This is a genomic window from Candidatus Poriferisocius sp., from assembly GCF_965214065.1.
Classification (GTDB): domain Bacteria; phylum Actinomycetota; class Acidimicrobiia; order Acidimicrobiales; family Bin134; genus Poriferisocius.
In genome coordinates this window covers 1-23,189 of the sequence record NZ_CBDCAT010000001.1, presented here as the reverse complement: position 1 = coordinate 23,189, position 23,189 = coordinate 1, and the positions used below count along the sequence as shown (strand labels likewise).

At 65.3% G+C, this 23,189-nt stretch carries 18 protein-coding genes and 1 pseudogene; 14 read left to right on the top strand and 5 right to left on the bottom strand.

Annotated features, from left to right (window positions below; translation table 11 throughout):
• Positions 1–25: 25 nt before the first annotated feature.
• Positions 26–1,915: a protein kinase domain-containing protein gene (locus tag ACOOGG_RS00095; protein ID WP_420431031.1), complete on the top strand. Its 1,890-nt coding sequence runs from the start codon at positions 26–28 to the stop codon at positions 1,913–1,915.
• A 4-nt stretch (positions 1,916–1,919) separates the two neighbouring features.
• On the opposite strand, the gene ACOOGG_RS00090 is transcribed toward ACOOGG_RS00095, so the two are convergent.
• Entirely contained in the window at positions 1,920–2,369 is a 450-nt protein-coding gene (locus tag ACOOGG_RS00090; protein ID WP_420431029.1) for a hypothetical protein, read from the bottom strand.
• Positions 2,370–2,424: 55 nt separating this feature from the next.
• Here ACOOGG_RS00090 and gatC point away from each other — a divergent pair, with 55 nt between their 5' ends.
• The 5 genes from gatC to ACOOGG_RS00065 are packed head-to-tail and all read left to right on the top strand — an operon-like array spanning position 2,425 to position 8,024.
• Positions 2,425–2,730 carry an Asp-tRNA(Asn)/Glu-tRNA(Gln) amidotransferase subunit GatC gene (gene gatC / locus ACOOGG_RS00085; protein WP_420431027.1) on the top strand — a complete coding sequence of 102 codons (306 nt, stop codon included), beginning with the start codon at positions 2,425–2,427 and terminating at the stop codon, positions 2,728–2,730.
• Positions 2,727–4,145, top strand: coding sequence for an Asp-tRNA(Asn)/Glu-tRNA(Gln) amidotransferase subunit GatA (gatA, locus tag ACOOGG_RS00080; protein ID WP_420431025.1), 1,419 nt, complete (start codon positions 2,727–2,729; stop codon positions 4,143–4,145). The genes gatC and gatA overlap by 4 nt, the downstream gene beginning before the upstream one ends.
• Entirely contained in the window at positions 4,142–5,593 is a 1,452-nt protein-coding gene (gene gatB / locus ACOOGG_RS00075; RefSeq protein WP_420431023.1) for an Asp-tRNA(Asn)/Glu-tRNA(Gln) amidotransferase subunit GatB, read from the top strand. Before gatA ends, gatB begins: the two co-directional genes overlap by 4 nt.
• 35 nt (positions 5,594–5,628) lie before the next feature.
• Positions 5,629–6,870, top strand: a complete 1,242-nt coding sequence (locus tag ACOOGG_RS00070) for an alkyl sulfatase dimerization domain-containing protein (RefSeq protein WP_420431021.1) — start codon at positions 5,629–5,631, stop codon at positions 6,868–6,870.
• On the top strand, positions 6,867–8,024 hold the full coding sequence (locus ACOOGG_RS00065; protein WP_420431019.1) for a nitroreductase family protein: 1,158 nt from the start codon (positions 6,867–6,869) through the stop codon (positions 8,022–8,024). Before ACOOGG_RS00070 ends, ACOOGG_RS00065 begins: the two co-directional genes overlap by 4 nt.
• A gap of 6 nt (positions 8,025–8,030) precedes the next feature.
• Here ACOOGG_RS00065 and ACOOGG_RS00060 read toward each other — a convergent pair whose 3' ends face one another.
• Positions 8,031–9,368, bottom strand: coding sequence for an MATE family efflux transporter (locus tag ACOOGG_RS00060; protein WP_420431017.1), 1,338 nt, complete (start codon positions 9,366–9,368; stop codon positions 8,031–8,033).
• Positions 9,369–9,389: 21 nt separating this feature from the next.
• Here ACOOGG_RS00060 and ilvD point away from each other — a divergent pair, with 21 nt between their 5' ends.
• The gene (gene ilvD / locus ACOOGG_RS00055; protein ID WP_420431015.1) at positions 9,390–11,066 is read left to right on the top strand and encodes a dihydroxy-acid dehydratase; all 1,677 of its coding nucleotides are present in this window, start codon (positions 9,390–9,392) and stop codon (positions 11,064–11,066) included.
• A 10-nt stretch (positions 11,067–11,076) separates the two neighbouring features.
• Here ilvD and ACOOGG_RS00050 read toward each other — a convergent pair whose 3' ends face one another.
• A complete protein-coding gene (locus tag ACOOGG_RS00050) occupies positions 11,077–11,628 on the bottom strand; it encodes a nicotinate-nicotinamide nucleotide adenylyltransferase (protein WP_420431013.1) in 552 nt (183 codons plus the stop codon).
• Positions 11,629–11,807: 179 nt separating this feature from the next.
• Here ACOOGG_RS00050 and ilvB point away from each other — a divergent pair, with 179 nt between their 5' ends.
• From ilvB to ACOOGG_RS00025, 5 genes are all read left to right on the top strand, one after another.
• Entirely contained in the window at positions 11,808–13,547 is a 1,740-nt protein-coding gene (gene ilvB, locus ACOOGG_RS00045; RefSeq protein ID WP_420431011.1) for a biosynthetic-type acetolactate synthase large subunit, read from the top strand.
• Entirely contained in the window at positions 13,544–14,077 is a 534-nt protein-coding gene (gene ilvN / locus ACOOGG_RS00040; RefSeq protein ID WP_420431009.1) for an acetolactate synthase small subunit, read from the top strand. The genes ilvB and ilvN overlap by 4 nt, the downstream gene beginning before the upstream one ends.
• A gap of 27 nt (positions 14,078–14,104) precedes the next feature.
• Positions 14,105–15,142 (top strand): ketol-acid reductoisomerase, encoded by a 1,038-nt coding sequence (ilvC, locus tag ACOOGG_RS00035; RefSeq protein WP_420431007.1) that lies wholly within the window; start codon positions 14,105–14,107, stop codon positions 15,140–15,142.
• A gap of 74 nt (positions 15,143–15,216) precedes the next feature.
• Positions 15,217–16,530: a bifunctional o-acetylhomoserine/o-acetylserine sulfhydrylase gene (locus ACOOGG_RS00030; protein WP_420431005.1), complete on the top strand. Its 1,314-nt coding sequence runs from the start codon at positions 15,217–15,219 to the stop codon at positions 16,528–16,530.
• A gap of 43 nt (positions 16,531–16,573) precedes the next feature.
• Complete coding sequence (locus tag ACOOGG_RS00025; RefSeq protein ID WP_420431003.1) at positions 16,574–18,097, top strand: hypothetical protein; 1,524 nt, start codon at positions 16,574–16,576, stop codon at positions 18,095–18,097.
• 7 nt (positions 18,098–18,104) lie between these two features.
• Here the strand turns inward: ACOOGG_RS00025 and ACOOGG_RS00020 are convergent, their stop codons facing one another.
• Positions 18,105–20,456, bottom strand: coding sequence for a CoA transferase (locus ACOOGG_RS00020; protein WP_420431001.1), 2,352 nt, complete (start codon positions 20,454–20,456; stop codon positions 18,105–18,107).
• A 140-nt stretch (positions 20,457–20,596) separates the two neighbouring features.
• Between ACOOGG_RS00020 and ACOOGG_RS00015 the strand changes: the two genes are divergently transcribed.
• Both ACOOGG_RS00015 and ACOOGG_RS00010 read left to right on the top strand, forming a co-directional pair.
• The gene (locus ACOOGG_RS00015) at positions 20,597–21,526 is read left to right on the top strand and encodes an alpha/beta hydrolase (protein WP_420430999.1); all 930 of its coding nucleotides are present in this window, start codon (positions 20,597–20,599) and stop codon (positions 21,524–21,526) included.
• 35 nt (positions 21,527–21,561) lie between these two features.
• Positions 21,562–22,491 carry an alpha/beta hydrolase gene (locus tag ACOOGG_RS00010; RefSeq protein ID WP_420430997.1) on the top strand — a complete coding sequence of 310 codons (930 nt, stop codon included), beginning with the start codon at positions 21,562–21,564 and terminating at the stop codon, positions 22,489–22,491.
• A gap of 143 nt (positions 22,492–22,634) precedes the next feature.
• On the opposite strand, the pseudogene ACOOGG_RS00005 reads toward ACOOGG_RS00010, so the two are convergent.
• Positions 22,635–23,189: pseudogene (locus tag ACOOGG_RS00005) on the bottom strand (hypothetical protein); the annotation flags it as partial.

Genomic DNA, 23,189 nt, shown 5'->3' with positions numbered 1-23,189 from the left:
TCAAAACAGCAAGTACCCTCGTTGCGTGTCCCAAGGCAGCGGCGAAACCGGGGTGATCGGCCGAGTCTTGGGTGGGCGCTTCCGGCTCGTGACCCGCATCGGGGCGGGGCGGTTCACCGACGTCTACATGGCCTACGACCTGGCCTCGTCACAGAGGGTGGCGGTCAAGCTGGTTTCCGAGGATCTCCTGCCCGACGGGTGGGCCGGCTTTGCCAGCCGATTCCTGGAGGCTGCGGGGGAAGCGGCCTCGGTAAGCCACCCCCACTTGGTGGCCGTTCATAGCTGGGGAGACTCCGACCTCGGTCTCTACGTAGTGAGCGACTACATGGAGGGCGGGAGTTTGCAGGGGATGATGGATGCCGGTCACCTGCTGTCTCCGTCGCAGGTCCTCATGGTCGGCTTGGACATAACCCGCGGTTTGGAGCACATCCACGGTCAGGACATCATCCATGGAGACATCCGGCCCTCCAACATCTTGTTCTCACGCCGCGGTCGAGCCCGACTGGCTGATCTAGGCACATCTTGGGCCTTGAGTTCGTCCGAGACCGAGGGAACGCTGATGGCCAGGTCGGTCTTCTCAGCGGTCGACGCGGCGCGCTACGCCTCGCCCGAGCAGGCCCAGGGACTGACAGCCGACCACAAGAGCGACATCTATTCCCTCGTCCTCGCACTAACCGAGGCTCTGTCGGGCCGAGTGCCATTCGAGTCTGACGACCCCGAGTACACCCAGATGGCCAAGATGAGCAGACAACTCGATCTCGCCGGTCAATTCGACCGCCTGGGCCGGGTGTTGGAGCAAGCTGGACGACCAGAGCGGGATGACCGTCCCACGGCTCGTGATCTAGGCCTTGGGCTGTTAGCGGCGGCTGAGACACTGTCCCGACCGGCCCCGCTTCCCCTGACAAAGCCGGGGCCGGAGAGTCCTGATACCGGCGAATCCGAGGCGGCGACTGCACCCGTCATGCAACCGGAGGAGGCTGTACCTAAGGCCGAAGGGCGTTCGACGGCTCGAAGTCTGCTGGCCGTGGTAGTAGCGCTCGTGCTGCTGGGGGCCGTGGGATTCGGGGGCTACAAGCTGTGGGACAACTGGTTCGGTACCGAGACCCAACCGGTGCCCAATCTGGTCGGCGCCACCGACACCGACCTGCTTCGCATCGGGAGTGAGTTCGGTTGGGTGATAGATCGCATGGAGCTGCGCCAAGACGGCACCGTGGCGGGCGAAATACTGCGCCAGGCACCCCAGCCGGGCACTGGATTGGAGCGGGGCGAGACGATCATGGTTTGGATTTCCTTGGGCCCTGATTTGGTGCCCATTCCCGGCAACCTGGTCGGACTTGCGGTTCAAGACGCCGAGAATGCTCTAGCTGCGGTGGGGCTGTCGGCCGGTGTGATCACCGAGCGCTTCGACGAGGAGGTGCTTCAGGGGGTAGTCATCGAAGTAGACGAGATGCTCCCCCAGCTCGAGCAGGGGAGCCGTGTGGACTTGGTGGTGTCTCTCGGACCGGCACCTCGGCTGGTGCCCGAAATCGATAAGGGCACGTCGGTGGGCGCAGCCCTTGAGCAGCTGGAAGAAGCCGGGTTGGAGGCGCTCGAGTGGCGGGTGGTGGACAATCAGGTTGAAGAAGGCCACGTGGTGAGGGTGGAGCCTCTGGCAGGAACAGAGGTAGCCGCCAACTCGGTAATCACGGTCGTGGTCTCCGACGGCCCTGAGCAAGTGAGGGTTCCCTTCTTGGCCACCCTCAACGTGGAGGAGGCTGCTGACATCCTTGAGGTAGCAGGCCTGTGCCGGGGCGAGATAGTGGGTCCCCCCGACGCCGAGGTATTGGCCAGCAATCCGCCTGCCGAAGCTGTTGTGGACTATCGGACGTGCGTCAGCCTCATCACCCGGCCACAAGAAGCACAAGAAGACGGCTGAGGGCTCAGTTCTCTCCGAGGATGGTGATCGCCCGCATCCGGGTCTGAGCATGGCGGGCGAATACGGCTTGTGCATCGGTCATGCCCTCGCCGAACAGGATGAGGACGAGGGCTAAGTCGCCGTCCACTCGGAGGGCGCCGGTCAGAAAACCGTGAGCGACAATGTCGGGGTCGTCGGTGACAAATGCGGCCAGGGCCGATTCATAGTCGAGGATCACGGTGGCGTCGGGGTCGTCCAACTCGCCGGGCACGGGCAGCGGGCCCCCGGCCTCGGTGTCGATGGATGCCCGGAACTCACCGCTACCGAAGGGGGTGCCGGTAACCACGAGATTGACTCTGGCGGTGTGAATGGGATCAGGCGCAGTTGATGCCAGTTCATCGCGCAGCGCCATGGCTGCATCAACCCACCCCGGACTCAGAAACCGGTGCACCCCCATCCCGGCAAGGTAGGCCACGGAGTGACTCCAGCGCGGGAAACCGACAAGTTGGGCGGTACGATGTCATTTCGGTATGGGGCAGCAACGCATCACCCGGGCAGAATGTGCCCATGTGGCTGCTTTGGCCCGTTTGGAGCTGACCGACGAAGAACTGGACCGCTTCACAGGCCAGCTGGATGAGCTCTTAGACCATGTGGCCGAGGTGGAGGCTCTCGACCTTGAGGGACTGGCCCCAACGATGCATGCCCTTCCCATCGCCAACCTGCTGCGACCGGACTTTCCGGGTGAGGTGTTGGATCGCGAAGAGGTTCTAGCACAGGCGCCTTTTGCCGAAGACGGCCAGTTCCGGGTCCCCCCAGTTCTGGGCGATACGCCGTGACTGCTGTCGAGATTGCCTCCGCCGTGCGGTCTGGACAGAAGTCGGCCCGCTCCGCGGTAGAAGAGCACTTGGAGGCGATCGCCCAAGGCGATGCCGACATTCATGCCTTCAACCTGGTGACCGCAGAGCAAGCCCGGATTCGGGCCGATGAGATCGATGCCCAAGTGGCCGCAGGCAATGACCCAGGTCCGCTGGCGGGAGTACCAGTGGCCCTCAAAGACAACCTCTGCACCCGTGGAGTGGCCACGACCTGTTCTTCCCGCATTCTGGAAGGCTGGGAGCCGCCGTATAGCGCCACCGTGGTGGAGCGGCTCCGCGAAGCCGGTGCGGTAATGGTGGGCAAGACGAACATGGACGAGTTCGCCATGGGGAGCTCGACGGAGAACTCGGCCTTCGGCCCTACCCGCAACCCCTGCGACCCCAGCCGCGTGCCGGGGGGTTCTTCGGGGGGCAGCGCGGCAGCGGTTGCCGCTGGATTTGCCCCATTCGCGCTGGGAAGCGACACCGGTGGTTCGATTCGCCAGCCCGCCGCCCTCTGCGGAGTGGTCGGTGTGAAGCCCACCTATGGATTGGTGTCCCGCTACGGGCTGGTGGCATTCGCCTCGTCTTTGGACCAGATCGGCCCGTTTGCCTCCACAGTGACCGACGCGGCTGCGGTATTGGACGTGATCAGCGGTCCGGATCCTAAAGATTCCACCAGCATCGGCGAAACCCAGCCATCGGTGTCCGAATCGCTCGCCGAGGGAGTAGATGGCCTGCGGGTAGGCGTGCTGGGGGAGTTGAGCGGCAACGGCATCGCCCCTGATGTGGCCGCCCGCCTGCGCGCCGCGGTCGACGCCCTGGAATCAGCCGGGGCCCGGGTGGCCAAGGCCAGCGTGCCAGCGGCGGTTTACGGGCTGTCGGCCTACTACTTGATCGCCCCGGCCGAGGCGTCCAGCAACCTGGCCCGCTACGACGGCGTCCGCTATGGGCTCAGGGTGGACGCCTCCAGCACGCCGGACATGAACACCGCCACCCGTTCGGCCGGCTTTGGCGACGAGGTGAAGCGGCGCATCATGATCGGCACTTACGCCTTGTCGGCCGGCTATTACGACGCTTACTACGGCAAGGCCCAGAAGGTCCGCACGCTCATCATCAATGAATTCGCCTCGGCGTGGGAGCAGTTCGACCTGCTGTTGAGTCCCACATCGCCCACTACTGCGTTCTCCCTGGGTGAGCGCACCGCCGACCCCATGGCCATGTACATGAGCGACGTGTGCACCGTCCCGGTAAACCTCACCGGCCAGGCCGCCATGTCGGTGCCCTACGGGGTGGGCGACGACGGCCTGCCAGTAGGGGTGCAGATCATGGCCCCCGCCCTGGGAGAGCCGACGATGTTCCGGGCCGCCGCGGTGCTGGAAGCGAGCATGGGATGAGCGGGCCCACACTCGACGTACCCGGTTTGGGGGCACCGGCTGACACCGAGTGGGAAACGGTCGTGGGGTTGGAGGTCCATGCCGAGCTGGCCACCGAGACCAAGCTGTTCAGCGCCAGTCCCAACCGGTTCGGAGGCGATCCCAACACCCACATCGACCCGGTGTCGCTCGGCCTGCCTGGTTCGCTTCCTGTGCTCAACGAGAAGGCTGTTGAGCTGGCCATTCGAGTGGGCTTGGCCCTCAACTGCGGAATCCGGCCGTCGGTGTTCGCCCGGAAGAACTACTTCTACCCCGATATGCCCAAGGACTTTCAGATCAGCCAATACGACCAGCCGATCAACGTGGACGGGTGGCTGGAACTGCCCTCGGGCAAGCGCATCGGCATCGAGCGGGCCCACCTGGAAGAGGACACTGGCAAGACCGTTCATATCGGCGGGGGTGGGCGCATCCACGAGGCCGGCTACTCGCTGGTGGACTACAACCGGGCCGGGGTGCCGCTCATCGAGATTGTGGGGCATCCAGAGTTGCGGTCGGCCGAAGAGGCCCGCCAATACGTGAGCGAGCTGCGGGCGATCCTGGTGGCGGTAGGGGCGTCGGACGGAAAGATGGAGGAGGGGTCGCTGCGGGTGGATTGCAACGTATCGGTGAGGCCGGCGGGCAGCGACCGGCTGGGCACCCGTTGCGAGATCAAGAACGTGAACTCGCTGCGCTCCTTGGGCCGGGCCATCGAATACGAGTCCCGCCGCCAGATCGACCTGCTGACCAGCGGGCAGCCCATCGAACAGCAGACCCGGCACTGGAACGAGGATGACGGTCGCACCCACGCCCTGCGCTCCAAAGAAGAAGACTACGACTACCGCTATTTTCCCGAGCCCGATCTACTGCCGCTTGACCCCAGTCCCGAGTGGGTGGAGCAGATCCGCCAGGATTTGCCTCCGCTGCCCCGAGACCGCCGGCTTCGGCTGTCCGAGGTGGCCCCATCGGTGGATGCCGATCACATTGCCTTGGCTGTCGAGCGCTCAATGGACGAAATGGCTCTAGCCGCCATCGATGGGGGAGGGGCTCCCGAGCGGGTGATGACCCACATCGTCCACAACCTGGCCGACGGCCCCGGACAATTGACTCCTGAGTCGCTGGCGAACCTGGTGGACATGGAAGACGATGGCGAGCTGACCGCCACCCAGGCCAAAAAGGTGCTCGCCGCGTTGGTCGACGGCGGGGGCTCACCCCAAGAGGCGGCTCAGGAACTGGGGTTCGAGGCTATGGATACCGGGGAACTGGATGCTCTGGTGGACGGCCTCATCGCCGACCACCCTGATGAGTGGTCCCGCTTCTGCGATGGCGACGCCAAGCTCACCGGCTTTTTCGTCGGTCAGGTAATGAAAGCCACCCAAGGCCGAGCCGACGGCAAAGCCGTCACCCAGCTTCTCAATTCCCGCCGCGGGTAGTACCAATCAGACGGACCACTATGGTGCAGGTTGGCATGTCACTTCTGGAACGGTCGGCCCGGTTCATTGACGAGGGCATCTATCAGGGGCAGCAGTCGGTGCAGCCTATGGACGGCTCATTCCACGAAATAGCCGATCAGATTGCGGTGGTGTGCGCTTTTTCCCACGTCTGGTCGGTAGCTACCGATGAGGGGCTAGTGACAATCGACACCTCACTTCCAGGGTTCGCCCCCATAGCCCTGGAGCACCTTCGCCGGTGGAAGGACCAGTCGGTCCACACCATCGTGTACACCCACGGGCACGTGGATCATGTCGGCGGTGCCAGAGCTTTCGTAGTGGATGCCGAGGAACAGGGACAACCCGCTCCCCGAGTGTTGGCCCATGAGGCCGTACCGCAGCGATTCGACCGTTACGACCTCACATCGGGCTACAACCAGGTGATCAACCGCCGGCAATTCGGCGATGGCCCCTTCGCCAATCTGTTCGATGGCGACTGGGTGCGCCCTCAGACCACCTATGCCACCACGCTCGATGTGGAGGTGGGCAGCACATCGATGCAGTTGATCCATGCCCAAGGCGAGACCGACGACCACACTCTTGTGTGGGTGCCCCAGTCTCGGGCGCTGTTCGCCGGCGACCTATTCATCTGGTTCTTCCCCAATGCTGGCAATCCCCAGAAAGTGCAGCGTTACCCCGCTGAATGGGCCGCGGCCCTACGCCGAATGATCGAGTTGCGTCCCGCATTGCTGCTGCCCGCTCACGGCCTGCCCATCGAGGGAGAGGGGCGCATCGCCACGGTTCTCGACGATGTGGCTACCGCGCTAGAGGGGCTGGTGGCCGCCACCCTGGAGATGATGAACGCCGGTGCTCGCCTCGACGACATCATCCACCAAGTGCGGGTTCCCGACGACCTGCTGGCCAAGCCCTACCTGCGGCCCAACTACGACGAGCCCGAGTTTGTGGTTCGCAACATCTGGCGGCTCTACGGAGGCTGGTACGACGCCAACCCCGCTCACCTCAAGCCTGCGCCTGATGGGGCGGTGGCTGCTGAGGTCGCCCGCTTGGCCGGGGGTGCGGTTTCGTTGGCAGCCCGAGCCGTTGAGCTGAGTGAGGCTGGGGATTTGCGGTTGGCCTGCCACCTGGCCGAGTGGGCCGCCCAAGCCGCGCCCGACGAGGCCGGTGTGGCCGAGATGCGATCTGCCGTGTACCGAAAGCGCCGAGACCAAGAGCAGTCGCTCATGGCCCGCGGCATCTACAAAGAGGCCGGCAAGACATGAACATTGACACAGCGGCGGTGGATGCGGCGCTGACCACGACGAGGGCGGTGCGACGGCGGCTGGACTTGGAGCGCCCCGTTGACGACCAGATCATCCTCGACTGCATCGACATCGCTGAGCAGGCCCCCACCGGCGGCAATCAGACCAGCCGCCGGTGGATCGTGGTGCGCGACCCCGAGATCAAGCAGGAACTGGCTCGTCTCTACCGTGAAGTGGTGGGCGGCTTCATGCTGGAGGCTCGCGACCGCCTGGAGGGCACCGACCATCCCCGGGCCAAGACGGTGACCTCGTCGGCCTATCTAGTGGAACACCTGGCCGAGGTGCCGGCGATAGTCATCCCCACAATCGTGGGCCGCCACGATGGCAGCGGCGCCCCGGGTCTTTTCGACTCCGTTATCCAGAGCGGGTGGAGTTTCTGCGTTGCCCTGCGGGCCCGAGGGCTGGGCACTGCGTGGACAACGGCAGTGTTGGCCAAGGCTCCTGAGCTGAAGGAACTGTTGGGCATTCCCGACGAGATCACCGAAATTGCCATGTTCCCGGTGGCCTGGACGAAGGGCACCGATTTCCGCCCCGCTCACCGCGACCCCGCCCGAAACATCACCTTCTTCGACGGCTACGGCCGCACCTACGAATCGGGTCCGGGAACACCGGTGAGCATGGCCAACGGCCCCGGCATGATGGTAGAGACCGACATCGCTGCCGAACTCGACGAAGTGTGGGCCGCGGTTACCGACATCGACCTGCCGGCCCAGTTCTCCGATGAATTCACCGGCGCCACCTGGGACGACGGCTTCGACGGTCCCGCACTGGGCGCCACCTTCACGGGCCGCAACTATCTCGTGGTGATGGGCGACTGGGAGGTGCCGTGTTTTGTGGATATGTGCGAGGAGCCAGTGGCCTTCGGCTGGTGTACTTCCGACCCCGACAATCCCGGCGCCCGATGGCGCTTCGAACTCCAACCCCTGATGGGCGGTGGCACCCGGCTCGTCTACCGCCTCCTCCTCGGCCCCGGCCCCTCCGGCCTCAACATGTTCATCGACCAAAACCCCGAAAAAGAGCACCGCATCATCGCCAACCGCCTCCAAGTCCACCGAACCAACATGCAGCGAGTGGTGGATGGGGTCAAGGCCCACATAGAAGGGCCTGGGGGCTAATACGGATCATCGAACGGCGCCGGGTACTAGCCAGCGGGAGCTGGCGAAGCGCCAGAGCAGGGCTATCAGGCGGGCGACCATTAGTGCCCACATAGCGCCCCACAGCCAGCCGATGCCCGCGTCGGCAGCCATCACCCACATTGCCAGGGGGATGAACACTGCCGCGGCACCGGCCATGGCCACGGCCAGGAAACGCATATCCCCCGCGCCGATCAGCACGCCGTCGAGGGCGAACACCACCCCGTTCACCGGCTGCAAGAAGGCCAAGTGCAGCATCAAGAATCCAACCAGCGACAGCACCGCCTCATCGCTGGAGAACACCAGGGGCAGCCACGGCCTAGCAGCCAGCAGCACCACAGTGGCGACAAGCCCCGAGGCCAGCCCCCATTCGATCATGCGGCGGCCCGCGGCCCGAGCTTGATCCAGCTCATCGGCGCCGAGAAGGCGGCCGATCATGGCCTGGCCGGCAATGGCCACCGCGTCCAGAATCAGAGCCAAAAGGAACATGATCTGGTAGATCACCTCGTGGGCGGCCAGGTCGACATCTCCCAGCCGGGCGGCCACTGCCACCGACATGGTGAACGAGGCTCGCAGCGCCGCAGTCCGCAGGAACAGGTCCAGTCCCACCACCGCCAGTCGGGCGATCAGCGAGCGGTCAGGGGCCATGGTCACCCCGTGTACCGTCACTGCCTGCCGGATCCACCACACATAGGCCCCGGCGGCCAGCCATTGGGCGATGACGGTGGACAGCGCCGAGGCGCCGATGCCGAAGCCCAGCCCGTAGATGAGCACTAGCTCCAGCCCCAGGTTCAGCCCGGCGGTGAACACCGCCACCTTCAACGGTCGCAGCGTGTCTTGGAGGCCCCGCAGGTAGCCCACACCGGCCAAGGTGATGAGCATTCCCGGCAGTCCGAAGACGCTTATTCGCAGGTAGATCCGCCCCTGGGCCAACACCTCGCCGTCTGCCCCGAGGATTCTCAGCAGCGGATCGGCGAACACATAGGCACCTGCCGCCAACACCGCGCCGACCCCCGCGGCCAGCCACAGTCCCTGTACCGCCTGCTGGGCGGCTTGGCGGTGGTCGCCGGCGCCGATGAGCCTGCCCACAGCGGCGGTGGTCCCGTAGGCCAAGAAGATGAACAGCGACAAGGCCCCCAACAGCACCTGCGACGCCACCGCCAATCCGCCTAGGTGGGGAGTTCCCAGGTGTCCCACCACTGCGGTGTCGGCCAGGGTGTAGAGGGGCTCGGCGATGAGCGCGCCGAGCGCGGGAACCGCCAGACGGGCGATCTCCCGGTCGTAGGGCGACTTTTGCAATCCCAGTAGCCCTCTAATTTCCGTCATGCCAGTCAGTAGCCTGTCGCCATGAGCGATATGAAGCCACGTTCACATGAGGTCACCTCCGGGGCTGGGCGGGCGCCGGCCAGGGCCATGCTCCGAGCGGTGGGCATGACCGACGATGACTGGGACAAGCCACAGGTGGGGGTGGCGTCGTCGTGGAACGAGGTCACCCCGTGCAATCTGCCGCTGGACCGGCTGGCCAAGCGGGCCAAACAGGGCGTTCGCGATGCGGGCGGCTTCCCCCTCGAGTTCAACACCATCGCGGTGTCCGACGGCATCTCCATGGGCCACGAGGGAATGCGGGCCTCGTTGGTCAGCCGGGAGATCATTGCCGACTCGGTGGAGGCGGTCATGCACGCTGAGCGGTTGGACGCCTTCGTCAGCTTCGCGGGCTGCGACAAGTCGCTGCCCGGAATGCTGATGGCCGCGGCCCGTCTCAACCTGCCGTCGGTGTTCGTATACGGCGGATCCATACTTCCCGGCCAGCACAACGGCCGGGTTCTCGACATCGTGAGCGTGTTCGAAGCGGTGGGCGCCCATGCGGTGGGTGACATCGACGACGAGGAGCTCGACGCTATCGAGCGCAACGCGTGTCCCACCGAGGGATCGTGCGCCGGGATGTTCACCGCTAACACCATGGCCTCGATCGGCGAGGCACTGGGCATGTCGCTGCCGGGCAGCGCCTCGGCTGCCGCGGTGGACCGCCGCCGCGACGACTACAGCTACGCCAGCGGCACCGCGGTCATCGGCCTGTTGCGGGAGAACATCCGGCCCCGCGCCATCATGACCAAAGCGGCGTTCGAGAACGCCATCGCGGTGACCATGGCCCTGGGCGGGTCGACCAACGCGGTGCTGCACCTGCTGGCCATCGCCTGGGAGGCCGAAGTGGAGCTGGAGCTCGACGACTTCAACAAGGTGGCGGCCCGGGTTCCCCATCTGGCCGACACCAAGCCCCACGGGAACTATCACATGGCCGACATCGACCGCATCGGCGGCGTCCCGGTGGTGTTGAACATGCTGCTCGACGAAGGCCTGCTGCACGGCGATGAGATCACCGTGACCGGCAAGACCATGGCCGAGAACCTGGCATTGCTCGACCCGCCCAGCCCCGACGGTGAGGTCATCCACCGCTTCGGCGACCCGCTCCACGAGATCGGCGGCATCGCTGTTCTAACCGGCTCGCTGGCCCCCAACGGGGCGGTGCTGAAGGTGGCCGGCATCGACTTCGACCATTTCGAGGGCCGGGCCCGGGTGTTCGACGGCGAGGATACGGCGATGGACGCGGTGCTGAACGGGCGCATCGAGGCTGGCGACATCGTGGTCATCCGCTACGAGGGCCCCAAGGGCGGCCCGGGCATGCGGGAGATGCTGGCCATCACCGGGGCAATGAAGGGAGCGGGCCGCGGGGGAGACGCCGCGTTGGTCACCGACGGCCGGTTCTCCGGCGGCACCCATGGGTTCTGCGTGGGCCATGTGGCTCCTGAGGCCACCGAGGGAGGGCCCATCGCTTTGGTGGCCGAGGGCGACCGGATTCGGATAGACGTGCGGGACCATTCCATAGACCTGCTGGTGGACGAGACCACCCTCGCCGAGCGCCAGGCTGACTGGAAGCCGCCCGAGCCCCGCTACACCAAAGGCGTGCTGGCCAAGTACGCCCGCTTGGCCCAAGGAGCGGAAAAGGGCGCCATTACCGAGGCCTAGCGGTGCGCCCCTAGGGGGCGGGGTTAGACCAGGCACCGGTGGCGTCGTCGAAGGCCCGGGCTGCGGGCGTCATCCACTCCAGCCGGCCTTGGCGAGCCCCGCTGGACGACACCGCGACCATCTCGGGCTCGATGTCCAGCTCCGCGCCCGACAGCACTTGGAATGGTGGCCGGGGAGCGATGGCCAGGTCCAACCTCAACAAGGCTTTCACCGCCTGGTCTCGTGCCTCGACCGAGTTCCCATAGAAAGCCGGATCCTGTACTTGGGCCCATTTGTCTGCGCCCATGACCACCACGTCGTAACCCTGGGCGATGTCCACCAAGAGCTGAAGCTCGGTCACTACCACCTCCAACCCGTCGATGTCCGCCACCGACGCCTCCAAGACTGACATGCGATCTTCGAACGCGGGTACTGCCGCCAGCTCTTTGCCCAGCGCCACCCGCGACACGACCAAATCGACCTGGTCAAGCCCTCGCTGGACCATTGCCGCCCGAGCGATGGCCAGATGCCCGATGGTGGGCGGGTTGAACGAGCCGGGATACACCCCTAACCGTCTTGTCACAAGCAGGCCCTAGCGTTCATACTGGTGGCATCCTATGAAGCGCCATCCTCACTCTGGAGCGATTCTCGTAGTACGCCTATAGCGCACGGTCCCGGCCGACCCGGAGACCGAGCGCTTCCGACCTCCCACACCGGGAGGTCTTTCCATTTCAGGTGACACCCCGAAAGGTTGATCCAAGCATGAATATGAACGGCGGACAAGCCCTTATGAAGGCCCTCGAGAACGAGGGTGTGGACATCTTGTTCGGGCTGCCCGGCGGGGCCATCCTGCCGGTGTACGACCCGCTGATCGACTCGTCCATCCGCCATGTGCTTGTGCGCCACGAGCAGGGCGCCGGCCACATGGCCGAGGGGTTCGCCCATGCCACTGGACGGCCCGGTGTGGCCATGGTCACCTCGGGTCCGGCGGCTACCAACATTGTCACCCCTCTGTGCGATGCCTACATGGACTCCATTCCCATGGTGGTGGTCACCGGCCAGGTTCCCTATGCGGCCATCGGCACCGACGCTTTCCAAGAGTGCGACACCACCGGCATAACCATGTCGGTAACCAAGCACAACTACCTGGTGACCGAGGCAGCCGACATCCCCCAGGTGATCCACGATGCCTTCCACATCGCCACCACCGGCCGTCCCGGCCCGGTGCTGGTGGACATCCCCAAGGACATAGTCGATCCCAACAACCCTCGTTCCGCCATGGAGTGGTACACGCCCGACAGCCACGACCTGCCCGGCTATCGCCCCAACCGGGCCGGCGACGCCGAACTGGTCCGCCAGGCGGCCAAGCTCATCTGTGAGGCCGAACGTCCGGTCATCTACAGCGGCGGAGGCATCTTGAAGGCTCGGGCCGCCGAGGCGCTGCTGGAGTTGGCTGAGCTCACCGGCATCCCCGTGGTCACCACGCTCATGAACCGAGGCGGTTTCCCCGACGACCATCCGCTGTGTTTAGGCATGCCCGGCATGCATGGCAACTACACCGCGGTCACCGCCATGCAGGAGTCCGACCTGCTCATCGCTCTGGGCGCCCGCTTCGACGACCGGGTCACCGGGAAGGTGGCCGAGTTCGCCCCCCTGGCCAAGATCATCCACGTGGACATCGACAGCGCCGAGCTGGGCAAGGTACGTCGCCCCGACGTTGCCATTCAGGGCGACTGCCGGCTGGTGATCGAAGATCTGGTCACGGCGCTGGGGGAACTGGGCGGGAACGAGGCCCAGCCCGACCGGAACCCGTGGAGGTCCCGCATCAGCGGATGGCAGGAGCGGTTCCCGCTGACCTATGAGCAGTCGAAAGACGATGAGCTGCTCAAGCCCCAGTACGTGCTGGAACAGCTGCGCGACGCCACCCCCGAAGACACCATCGTGGCCTCAGGCGTGGGCCAGCATCAGATGTGGACCAGCCAGTACTGGAAATTCAACCACCCCTACACTTGGGTGAACTCGGGCGGCCTGGGCACCATGGGATTCGCCATACCCGCGGCCATCGGGGCCAAGGCCGGCCGGCCCGACCGCATGGTGTGGGCGGTGGACGGCGATGGCTGCTTCCAGATGACCGCCCAAGAACTGGTCACCGCGGCCACTGAGGGTTTCCCCATCAAGGTGGCTCTGATCAACAACGCGTATTTGGGAATGGTCCGCCAATGGCAGGAGATGTTCTATGAGGAGCGCTATTCCGAGGTGTACCTGACCCGCGACGTGCCTGACTACAAGCTGTGGGCCGAGGCCCTGGGATGCGTCGGCCTCCGGGTGGAGTCACCTGAGGAGGTCGGCCCGGTCATTGCCCAGGCCAATGAGATCGACGACCAGCCGGTGGTGGTCGAGTTCCGCTGCGAGGCCGGCGAGAACGTGTTTCCCATGGTCCCGGCCGGGATGTCCAACAGCGACGTGGTGGTCGACCCCTCCCAGCAGGACCGGCCCCGATGAGCGTTCCACCAGGAGCAGACGGGGGAGGCACCACCACCCTGGTGGTACGGGTGGAGAACAAGGCTGGCGTGCTGGCCCGTGTGGCCGGGCTGTTCGCCCGCCGGGGGTTCAACATCGAGTCGCTGGCGGTGGCGCCCACCGATGACGAGCGGTTCAGCCGGCTCACCATCGTGGTGGGAGTGGACGCGGCGCCCATGGAGCAGGTGGTCAAGCAACTCGACAAGCTGGTCAACGTGGTGGACATCCGAGAGCTGAATCCCTCGGCCAGCGTTGAGCGGGAGTTGATGATGGTCACCGTCAGGGCAGATCCCTCCATTCGGGGCCAGATTCTGGATCTGGTACGGATATTCCAGGCCACGGTGCTGAACGTGGGTTATGACGAAATCATGGTGTCGCTCACCGGATCACCCAGCCGAGTGGATGACTTCGAGGACCTTCTGCGACCCTATGGCATCGTGGACGTGCAGCGCACCGGCAAAGTGGCGTTGCCGAAACTGGTGAAGACCGCCCCCGACCCCCTGGCCCCCTGACGGCCCCCAACCAATCAAGGACAAACAATGGCAACTGTGCTGTATGAGAAAGATGCCGACCGCTCACACATCGCCGACCGCAAGGTGGCGATACTGGGATACGGGTCTCAGGGCCATGCCCACGCCCTGAACTTGAAGGACTCAGGCGTCGATGTGCGGGTCGGGCTGCGGGACGGCTCTTCGTCGGCAGCCAAAGCCGCTGAAGCCGGCCTGCGGGTGATGTCCATTGCTGAAGCATCGGCTGAGGCCGACATCATCATGCTGCTTCTGCCCGACACTGAGCAGGGCGATATATACCAGGCTCACATCGAACCCCATCTCCAGCCGGGCGACGCCCTGTTCTTCGCCCACGGATTCAACGTGCGGTTCGACTTGATCTCGGCGCCCGATGGGGTGGACGTGGCCATGGTGGCGCCCAAGGGACCTGGACACCTGGTGCGGCGCACCTATGTGGAGGGTGGCGGCGTGCCGTGCTTGATCGCTGTGGAGCAGGATGCCAGTGGCAGCGCCCGGGAACTGGCCTTGGCCTATGCCGACGCCATTGGCGGGGCCCGAGCCGGAGTGATCGAGACCACCTTCGCCGAGGAGTGTGAGACCGATCTGTTCGGCGAGCAGGTGGTGCTGTGCGGCGGGCTCACCTCGTTGGTCACGGCTGCGTTCGAGACCTTGTGCGGGGCGGGATACCAGCCCGAGGTGGCCTACTTCGAGTGCCTCCACGAGCTGAAGCTGATCGTCGACCTCATGTACGAGGAGGGGATTGGTGGTATGCGCTACTCCATCTCGGACACCGCCGAATACGGCGACCTGAGCCGGGGCGACCGCATTGTCAACGATGCCACCCGGGCTGAGATGCAGAAGATCTTGAGCGAGATCCAGAGCGGCTCGTTTGCCGACGAGTGGATGAACGAGAGTCGCAGCGGCCGTCCCAACTTCTTGCGGCTGGAGGCCGAGGGCCAAAAGCACCCCATCGAGGAGGTCGGAGCTGAGCTGAGGGCCATGATGCCGTGGATCTCCGAGGGCCGACAGAGCGTGGCCGACGTGTCTGGCGGACAGGGAAAGGGGTAGCTCCCCGATAGCTGCCAATTGTGAGTGTTTCGTTAGTATCTACCCGGCAACTCTGAAAGGAAGAGAGAAGAGCCGTGAGCGACAACTGGGGTTTCGAGACCAAACAAATCCATGCCGGGCAGGAGCCCGATCCGGCCACCGGGGCCCGGGCCGTGCCCATTTACCAGACCACCTCCTATGTGTTCCGCGACACCGAACACGCCGCCGCGCTGTTCGGGCTGGCCGAAGTGGGCAACATCTACACCCGGATCATGAATCCCACCCAGATGGTGCTGGAGGCCCGCCTGTCTGCACTGGAAGGCGGCACCGAGACGGCCATAGGCATTCCCGGAGCGCTGGCCATGGCGTCAGGGCAGGCGGCGGAGACGCTGGCCATCTTGAACCTGGCCGAGTCGGGCGACCACGTGGTGTCCTCCGCGTCGCTGTACGGCGGCACCTACAACCTGCTGCACTACACCCTGCCCAAGATGGGCATCGAGGTGTCGTTCATCGAGGATCCCGACGACTTGGGCGCCTGGAAGAATGCCATCCGGGAGAACACCAAGGTGCTCTACGCTGAAACCATCGGCAACCCCAAGAACGACTGCCTCGACATCGAGGGCGTCGCCGCGGTGGGCCACGCCGAGGGCATCCCATTGATGGTGGACAACACAGTTCCGTCTCCCTACCTGATCCGCCCGCTGGAACACGGTGCCGACATCGTGGTCCACTCCATGACCAAGTTCATCGGCGGTCACGGCAATTCCATCGGCGGGGTCATCATCGACGGCGGCACCTTTGACTACGGTGCCAGCGGCCGCTTCCCCAACTTCACCGAGCCCGACCCCAGCTACCACGGTCTGGCTTTCTGGCCGGCGCTGGGCAACGGCTCCTTCATCATCAAGGCCCGCGTGCAGCTGCTTCGGGACATCGGTGCGGCCATTTCCCCGCAGAACGCCTTCTACTTCCTGCAAGGCCTGGAAACGCTCAGCTACCGCATGGAGCGGCACTGCTCCAACGCCCAAACCGTGTCTGAGTACCTTGAGGGCCACGATCAGGTGGAATCGGTGCAGTTTGGCGGATTGTCGTCCAGCCCGTGGCACGATCGGATGAACCACTACACCGGCGGCAAGGGCTACGGCTCGGTGCCCGCCTTCCATATCAAGGGCGGACGCGACGCCGGCGAGAAGTTCGTGAACGCGCTCACCCTGCACAGCCATGTGGCCAACATCGGCGATGTGCGCAGCCTGGTGATCCACCCGGCGTCCACCACCCACTCGCAGCTCACCGAAGAAGAGCAGATCAGCACCGGCGTGTACCCCGGACTGGTGAGGCTTTCGGTTGGCCTCGAGACGGTGGACGACATCATCGCCGACCTGGAGCAGGGCTTCGCCGCTGCCCGGGCCTGACCCCGCAGCCCTCGCGGCATCAGCTAAGTGCGACGATAAAGGCGTGCGGCTCGCCCGCTTCTTCAAGCTTGTAACTGCGCCACTGGTATTGACGGTGGCGCTGGCCTTGGTTGTCGCGGGCTGCAAGACCCCCAATCTCCAAGGACCGGTGGTGTCGTCGCCTGACCTGGCCACTCCCACTCCCACCCCTCCGGCCCTCGACGCGACGGTACCGGGGCCCACCGCCGCACCGATACGGACCGGGGTGAGCGATGAGGTGATCCGGATCGGGGTGATCGCCGACACCAGCGCCGGCAATGCGGCATCTGGTGGCAGCGAGTCCGCCTGGCTGGCAATGCGGGCTTGGGCCCATGCCGTGAACAGCACTGGGGGCCTTGGAGGCCGTGACGTCGAGGTGGTTCTCTTCGACGCCAACGTGTTCGACCACCGGGACGCCATCCAACAAGCCTGCGAAAGCGACATCTTCGCCTTGGTGGGTTCGTATGCCCTGTTCGACGGCGACGGAGTAGACCTGTTGAACGATGAGTCCTGCCTCCTTCCCGACTTTCCGGCCGCTGCTCTGAGCCCGGACCGGCGGGCGTCACCGGTGACGTTCGTCTCAAATCCGACGTCCAACACCATTTGGCAGGCCGGCCCGGCCCAGCACTTGAGTGAGCGGTTCCCGGATGCCGCGGGGGCTGTGGGCACGGTTGTTCTGGACCTGCCGGTGGCCTTCTACCGGGCCCAGCGGGAAATCGAGGCCTCAGAAAAAGGGGGATTCGATTTTGTCTTCCAAGCCACTGCCGAGGTGATCGACGAGGACTATCACGCGCTGTTCTCAGCCATGCTGGAAGCCGGCGTTTTGGGTATCAACTGGTCGGCCGACAGCGGTCGGCTCATGGAACTGCTGGAGGCTCGGGCAGACCTGTTCGCTCAGCTACCTGCGTTTGATTTCGGCCAGTCGGAGGAGGGCGCCTCTGCGGCAACCGAAGGTGATTCTGCTGAGGCTGGCCGGGAAGTACCCGTTGGCGATGACCAAGAGCAGCCTCAAGAAGATGCGGGTGAAGAAGAGCCTTCGGACGGCCCGACCTTCGTACTCTGCTCCGCGGACTGTTATACCCCAAGCTGGGCTGCTGAGGTATCGGAGCTGGGGTCGGATCTCTGGGTGAGCATCGGAATGTTTCCCTTCGAAGAACCGGGTGAAAATGTCGAGCTAGTGAGATACGTGCTCTTTTTGAGAGAAGAGGTGGATGAGGAAGCCGAGGTGGATTTGATCGGCCTGTCGAGCTGGGCATCGGCGCTTTTGTTCGAGGAGGCGGTGAACCGGGCGATGTTCACTAGCGGCGGGGGGCTGACCCGAGAGCTGGTGATCGACGCGGCTCGCACCATCACCGAATGGGACGGCCGCGGACTGCACGGTTCCACCAACCCCGCCGAGGGAATCCCGTCGCCGTGCTTCATGCTGGTGAGCCCCACCCCTAGCGGCTGGATCCGCCGTCATCCTCCCACTGCGGGCACCATGGATTGCGACTCCGACAACTTGGTGGACCTTGTCGAAACAGCCACCCTGGGCCTCGACTCGTCATAGCAGAAGGTCAAAGCCCGGCGGGGCGGGTGCCGATGACGCCTTTGGCCTCCAAATCGGCCAGCTCCTCATCGGTCAGGCCCAGCTCGCCGCCCAGCACTTCGCGGTTGTGCTGACCAAGGGTGGGGGCCGGAGCCGTGGTCCAGGGGCCGGGTGATGATTCGAACCGGAATGGCAGGCTGGCGGCTGGTACTTCCCCACACACCGGGTGGTCTATCGGCTCGATAAACGAGCGGGTCCGCAGCTGGGGGTGGTTGCCGATCTCGGCTCCGAGCACCACCACGCTGGCCGGGATCCCGGAGGCATTCAGTTGCGCCACCGCGTCAGCGTCGGCTTGGGGGGCGATCCATTCGCCCAGCACTTCATCGATGGCATCGGCGGCGGCTCGGCGCTTATCGACGGAGTCGTAGTCGGACCAATCGGGGCGTTCGAGCAGGCCGCATAGGGCCTCCCACTGGTGGTCGTCGGCCACCGCCACGGCCACCCAGCGCTCGAAACCGGCAGCGGAGTACACGCCTTGGGGCGCGGCCCGCGGTCCCCGGTTGCCCTCCCGGGGGAGTTGGCGGCCGAAGGCGGAGTACTCCACCAATTGTTCGGCGGCGGCATTTAGGGCCGCGGCCACCATGGTCACTTCAACTAGCCGTCCCTTGCCGGTCTGGTCCCGCTCTTCGAGGGCCGTGAGGGTGGCGAATACCGCGTGCATGCCGGCCAGTGGGTCGCACGGGCCTCGGGGTATCTGGGGATCCTCGTCGGGATAGCCGGTGATGGCGGCCATCCCAGTGAGTTGTTCCATGGTTTGGGCGAATCCAGTGTTGTTCCGCCAGGCGCCGTCTAGGCCGAAGGCGGGCATCCGGGTCATGATCAGCCTTGGATTGAGTTCCGACAGCCGCTCCCAAGTGAGGCCGAAGCCCTCCATCACCCGGGGAGTGAAGTTCTCGATCACCACATCGGCGTCGGCAATCAGCCGCTCGGCCACCGCTACCCCCTCAGGAGAGCGGAGGTCGAGGGTGACGTCCCGCTTGTTGGTGTTGGCCCCGTGAAAGACCATGCCCCAATCCCACCAATGGTCCACGCTGGGCGGGCGGGCGGAAGCGAAGCGCATTCCGTCGGCCCGCTGGATGGACTCGACCTTGACCACATCGGCGCCCAGCAGAGCCAGCGAATGGCTGGCGATGGGACCAGCCCACCAGGCGGTGAAGTCGATCACTCGCACTCCCGCCAGGGGCAGGGCAGCAGGCTCGCCCCGGTTGGGTTGGGGGACATGGGCCTCGATCTGGCCGGTGTGCTGTCCCGCCTCGGGGACCGGTTCGAAGGGCCGGGGGTCGGCCCCATGCAGTTGGTAGGGGACAGCCGGCTGGGTGAAACCGCCTGACGGGTTTTCGGTGAAGACATCCCGGCCGGAGAACGCCTCCAGGGTTGGCACGGTGGCCCCGTTGCCGATGGGGGCCACCGGGATGCGACGGGCCGACGCCTCGGCAATCACCTCGGCGGTCGTCCGCTGGGTTGTCCAGGCGTGCATGGCAGCCCGGAACTCGTCCCGTCGCTTCCAGCGACCGCCGTAGCCGCACATCTCCTCGTCCTCCAGCCAATCGGGACGGCCGATCATCAACAAGAAGTCAAGGAACTGCTGGCGGGCCACCGTGCAAAATCCCACGTGGCCGTCGGCGGTGGGCTCGATGGAGGGCAGCTCCACATTGCGACCGGGTCGTACCGGGTTGGTGTCGCCGAGAAATTCACCGTTGATCCACGCGTAAGTGTTCATGGTCATGACCATCGTCTCGAACACGGACACGTCTACGTGATCGCCTCTGCCGCTGCGCCCGGCGGCTCGGGCGGCGGCCAGCGCTCCCACACCGGCGTAGATCGCCGCGGTCCATTCGCCGATGACGCCTCCGGCATGCACCGGAGGTCGCTCGGGGTTGCCCCGCTTGCCGATGCCCCCGCACTCGGCCTGCAAGGTGAACTCTGTGGCCGGCCGATGGGCGTAGGGGCCGGTGCGCCCCCAGGGGGAGGTCGACACCAGCACCAGCGATGGATTGGCCTGGCGGGCGGCGTCGATGGTTGCGGGAGGCAGCCCTTGGTCGGTGGAGTCGATGAGGATGTCCGCGCTGGCCAGCAGGTCGGCCATTGCCGGGTCGCTCGGATCACCGATCACTGAGCGCTTGGAAGTGTTGAGGAACTGGAACAGGGGTCCGTCTCTGTCGCCCAACTCCGCGCCAGACGCCGACCACCGACGTAGCGGCTCGCCCCCAGGGGGCTCGATCTTGATCACATCGGCGCCGGCGTCGGCCAGCAGCTTGCCCGCGTAGGAGGCCGCTATGCCACCGCCCACCTCGACGACCCGCAAGTGCTTGAGGATCATCGTGGACTCAGGCTGTAGGCGCAGGACATCGCCCGGCAGAATACTGGGCGGAATAGTGGCGTACCCATGCCAGTAGTCGGACCCCGGCGGGTTGTGCGTAACCTATCGCTGGACTTACCGAGTTGATGGAAGGAGTTGGCATGGCAACAGTGCCGCTGCACGAGGAAATCGAACCCCTCAAGGACATGGTGCCCATCGGCGAGGTCAATGCCGAGGTCTTGCCCGAGCTGCGTGAGTCACGGCTGGGGGAGCTTCCCGAACTCAGCGATGCGGTCGAGCGCACCGACCATGTGGTGGACGAGGCCAATGGCGTGGTGGTGCGGGTGCACCGAGCGGTGGGGCAGGAGGGTGCAGTTCCGTGCGTGTATTCGATCCACGGCGGGGGCTACATCCTGGGCAGCTACGAGATGGATGACGCCAAGTTCGACCGGTGGTGTCAGGAGTACGGCATCGTCGGGGTGTCGGTGGAGTACCGCTTGTCGCCCGAGACGGCGTATCCAGGTCCACTGGAAGACTGTTACGCCGGATTGAAGTGGACGTACGACAATGCCGAAGAGATCGGCATAGACCGCGACAAGATCGGCATCACCGGGGTCAGCGCTGGGGGTGGGCTGTGCGCGGCGCTCGCGCTTTTGGCTCGTGACCGGGGTGAAGTGCCATTGCAGTTCCAACTCTTGGACTGCCCGATGGTCGACGATCGCCAGATCACCCCGTCAAGCCAGCTCGACGACCTGTTGATCTGGCACAAGAACTCGAACACTTTCGGCTGGCAGTGCTATCTGGGCGATCTCTACGGCACCGACGATGTGCCGTACACCGCGGCCCCCGCCCGGGCCGAGGACTTGTCCGGCCTGCCCGAGGCTTACGTCTGCGTCGGCGGTGCCGACGGCTTCCGGGACGAGGATATCGACTACGCCATGCGCCTCTACGGTGCCGGTGTCCCCACCGAGCTCCACGTCTACCCTGGCGCCCCCCACGGCGTGGCCCTCTTCGCCCACCTCGAAGTGGCCCAGCGGTACTCCGCCGACCAAGAGGATTGGCTCCGCCGCCAGCTAGAGCGGATCAGCTGAGAGCCGGCTAGTTCGGTATCCACCAGGCGATTGAAATGGACACGGTTCGGTTGGATCCGGAGATCGAGCGGCTTGAGCACTTGGTTCCGACCCGGGATCTCAGCGCTGACTTCTTGGCTGAAATTCGTGCCAGTCTGCCGGTGCAGTTTCCCGAGCTGAGCGATGCGGTGGAGCGGTCGGACCATGTGGTGGATGAGGCCAACGGCGTGGTGGTGCGGGTGCACCGCCCGGTGGGACTGGAGGGGGTCGTGCCTTGTGTGTACTCCATCCACGGCGGGGGCTACATCCGGGGCACCTGCGACATGGACGACGCCAAATTCGACCGGTGGTGTCAGAACTACGGCATTGTCGGGGTATCGGTCGAGTACCGCCTGGCCCCGGAAACCGCGTATCCCGGGCCCTTGGAGGACTGCTACGCCGGTTTGAAGTTGACCTATGACAACGCGGCGGACATCGGCATCGACCCAAAAAAGATCGGCATCACCGGGGTCAGCGCCGGGGGCGGCCTGTGCGCCGCGCTGGCGCTGCTGGCCCGGGATCGGGGCGAGGTGCCGTTGCAGTTCCAGCTCTTGGACTGCCCAATGATCGACGACCGCCAGATCACCCCTTCCAGCCAGCTCGAGAATCTGGTGATCTGGACTAAAGAGACCAACGCCTTTGGCTGGCAGTGCTATCTCGGCGATCTCTACGGAACCGACAATGTGCCCTATACCGCGGCCGCCGCCCGGGCCGAGGACCTGTCCGGCCTGCCCGAGGCCTACGTCTGCGTCGGCGGCGCCGACGGATTTCGCGACGAGGACATCATCTACGCCAAGCGCCTCTACGGCGCCGGCGTCCCCACCGAACTTCACGTCTACCCCGGCGCCCCCCACGGCGTAGGCCTCTTCCCCCAAACCAAAATCGCCAAGCGCTACGCCGCCCACCGAGAAGATTGGCTTATGCGGCAGCTGGCGCGGCTCAGGTAGTTGATCGCCCAGTCGAATTTGGGCAGGGCTTCTCTTGCAGCCAGTAGCAGGCGTGCCGGTAGTTGCCATCGGGCGTCGCCAATGTACTGATATGGGATTTCACCGGTGTACTTTGAGCCGCGCAGGAGGGGGACTGTCGGGGGTTAGGTGTGTGCGGCGCGCAGTGCGGCGGTGGCGGCGGGGTCGAGGGCGAGGTAGCAGCCGAAGCTCTCGTGGTAGCCCCAGCTGACCTGGGCCAAAACGGTTTGGCGGTCAGCGGACTTGGCCACATCCACCGGCTGGGCGCCAAACTTGTGGACTGCGGAGCACTGCTGGGCCGCCTCCGCGTTCCCGGCGGGGAACGCCTCGGGCGCCGCAGCGGCTTGGAGCACGCCCAAAGCGTCCTCATCGAGGGTGAGGTAGCAGCCGATGCTGTCGTGGTAGCCCCAGCTGAGCTGAGCCAACACAGCCTCGCCGTCAGCGGACTTGGCCACATCCACCGGCTCAGCCCCGAACCGGTGCACCTCGAAACACCGCACCGCCGCACCACCGTCTTCGGGTTCAGCCTCGCCGGAGTCCTCACCATCGCCGGTGTCGGAGGGGCCGTCGGTGGCGGTCTCGCCGGAGTCCTCACCATCGCCTTCGGTTTCAGTACCGCCGGAACCCTCGCCGCCGCCGGTGTCGGAGGGATCGTCGGTGGCGGTCTCGTCGGAATCGTC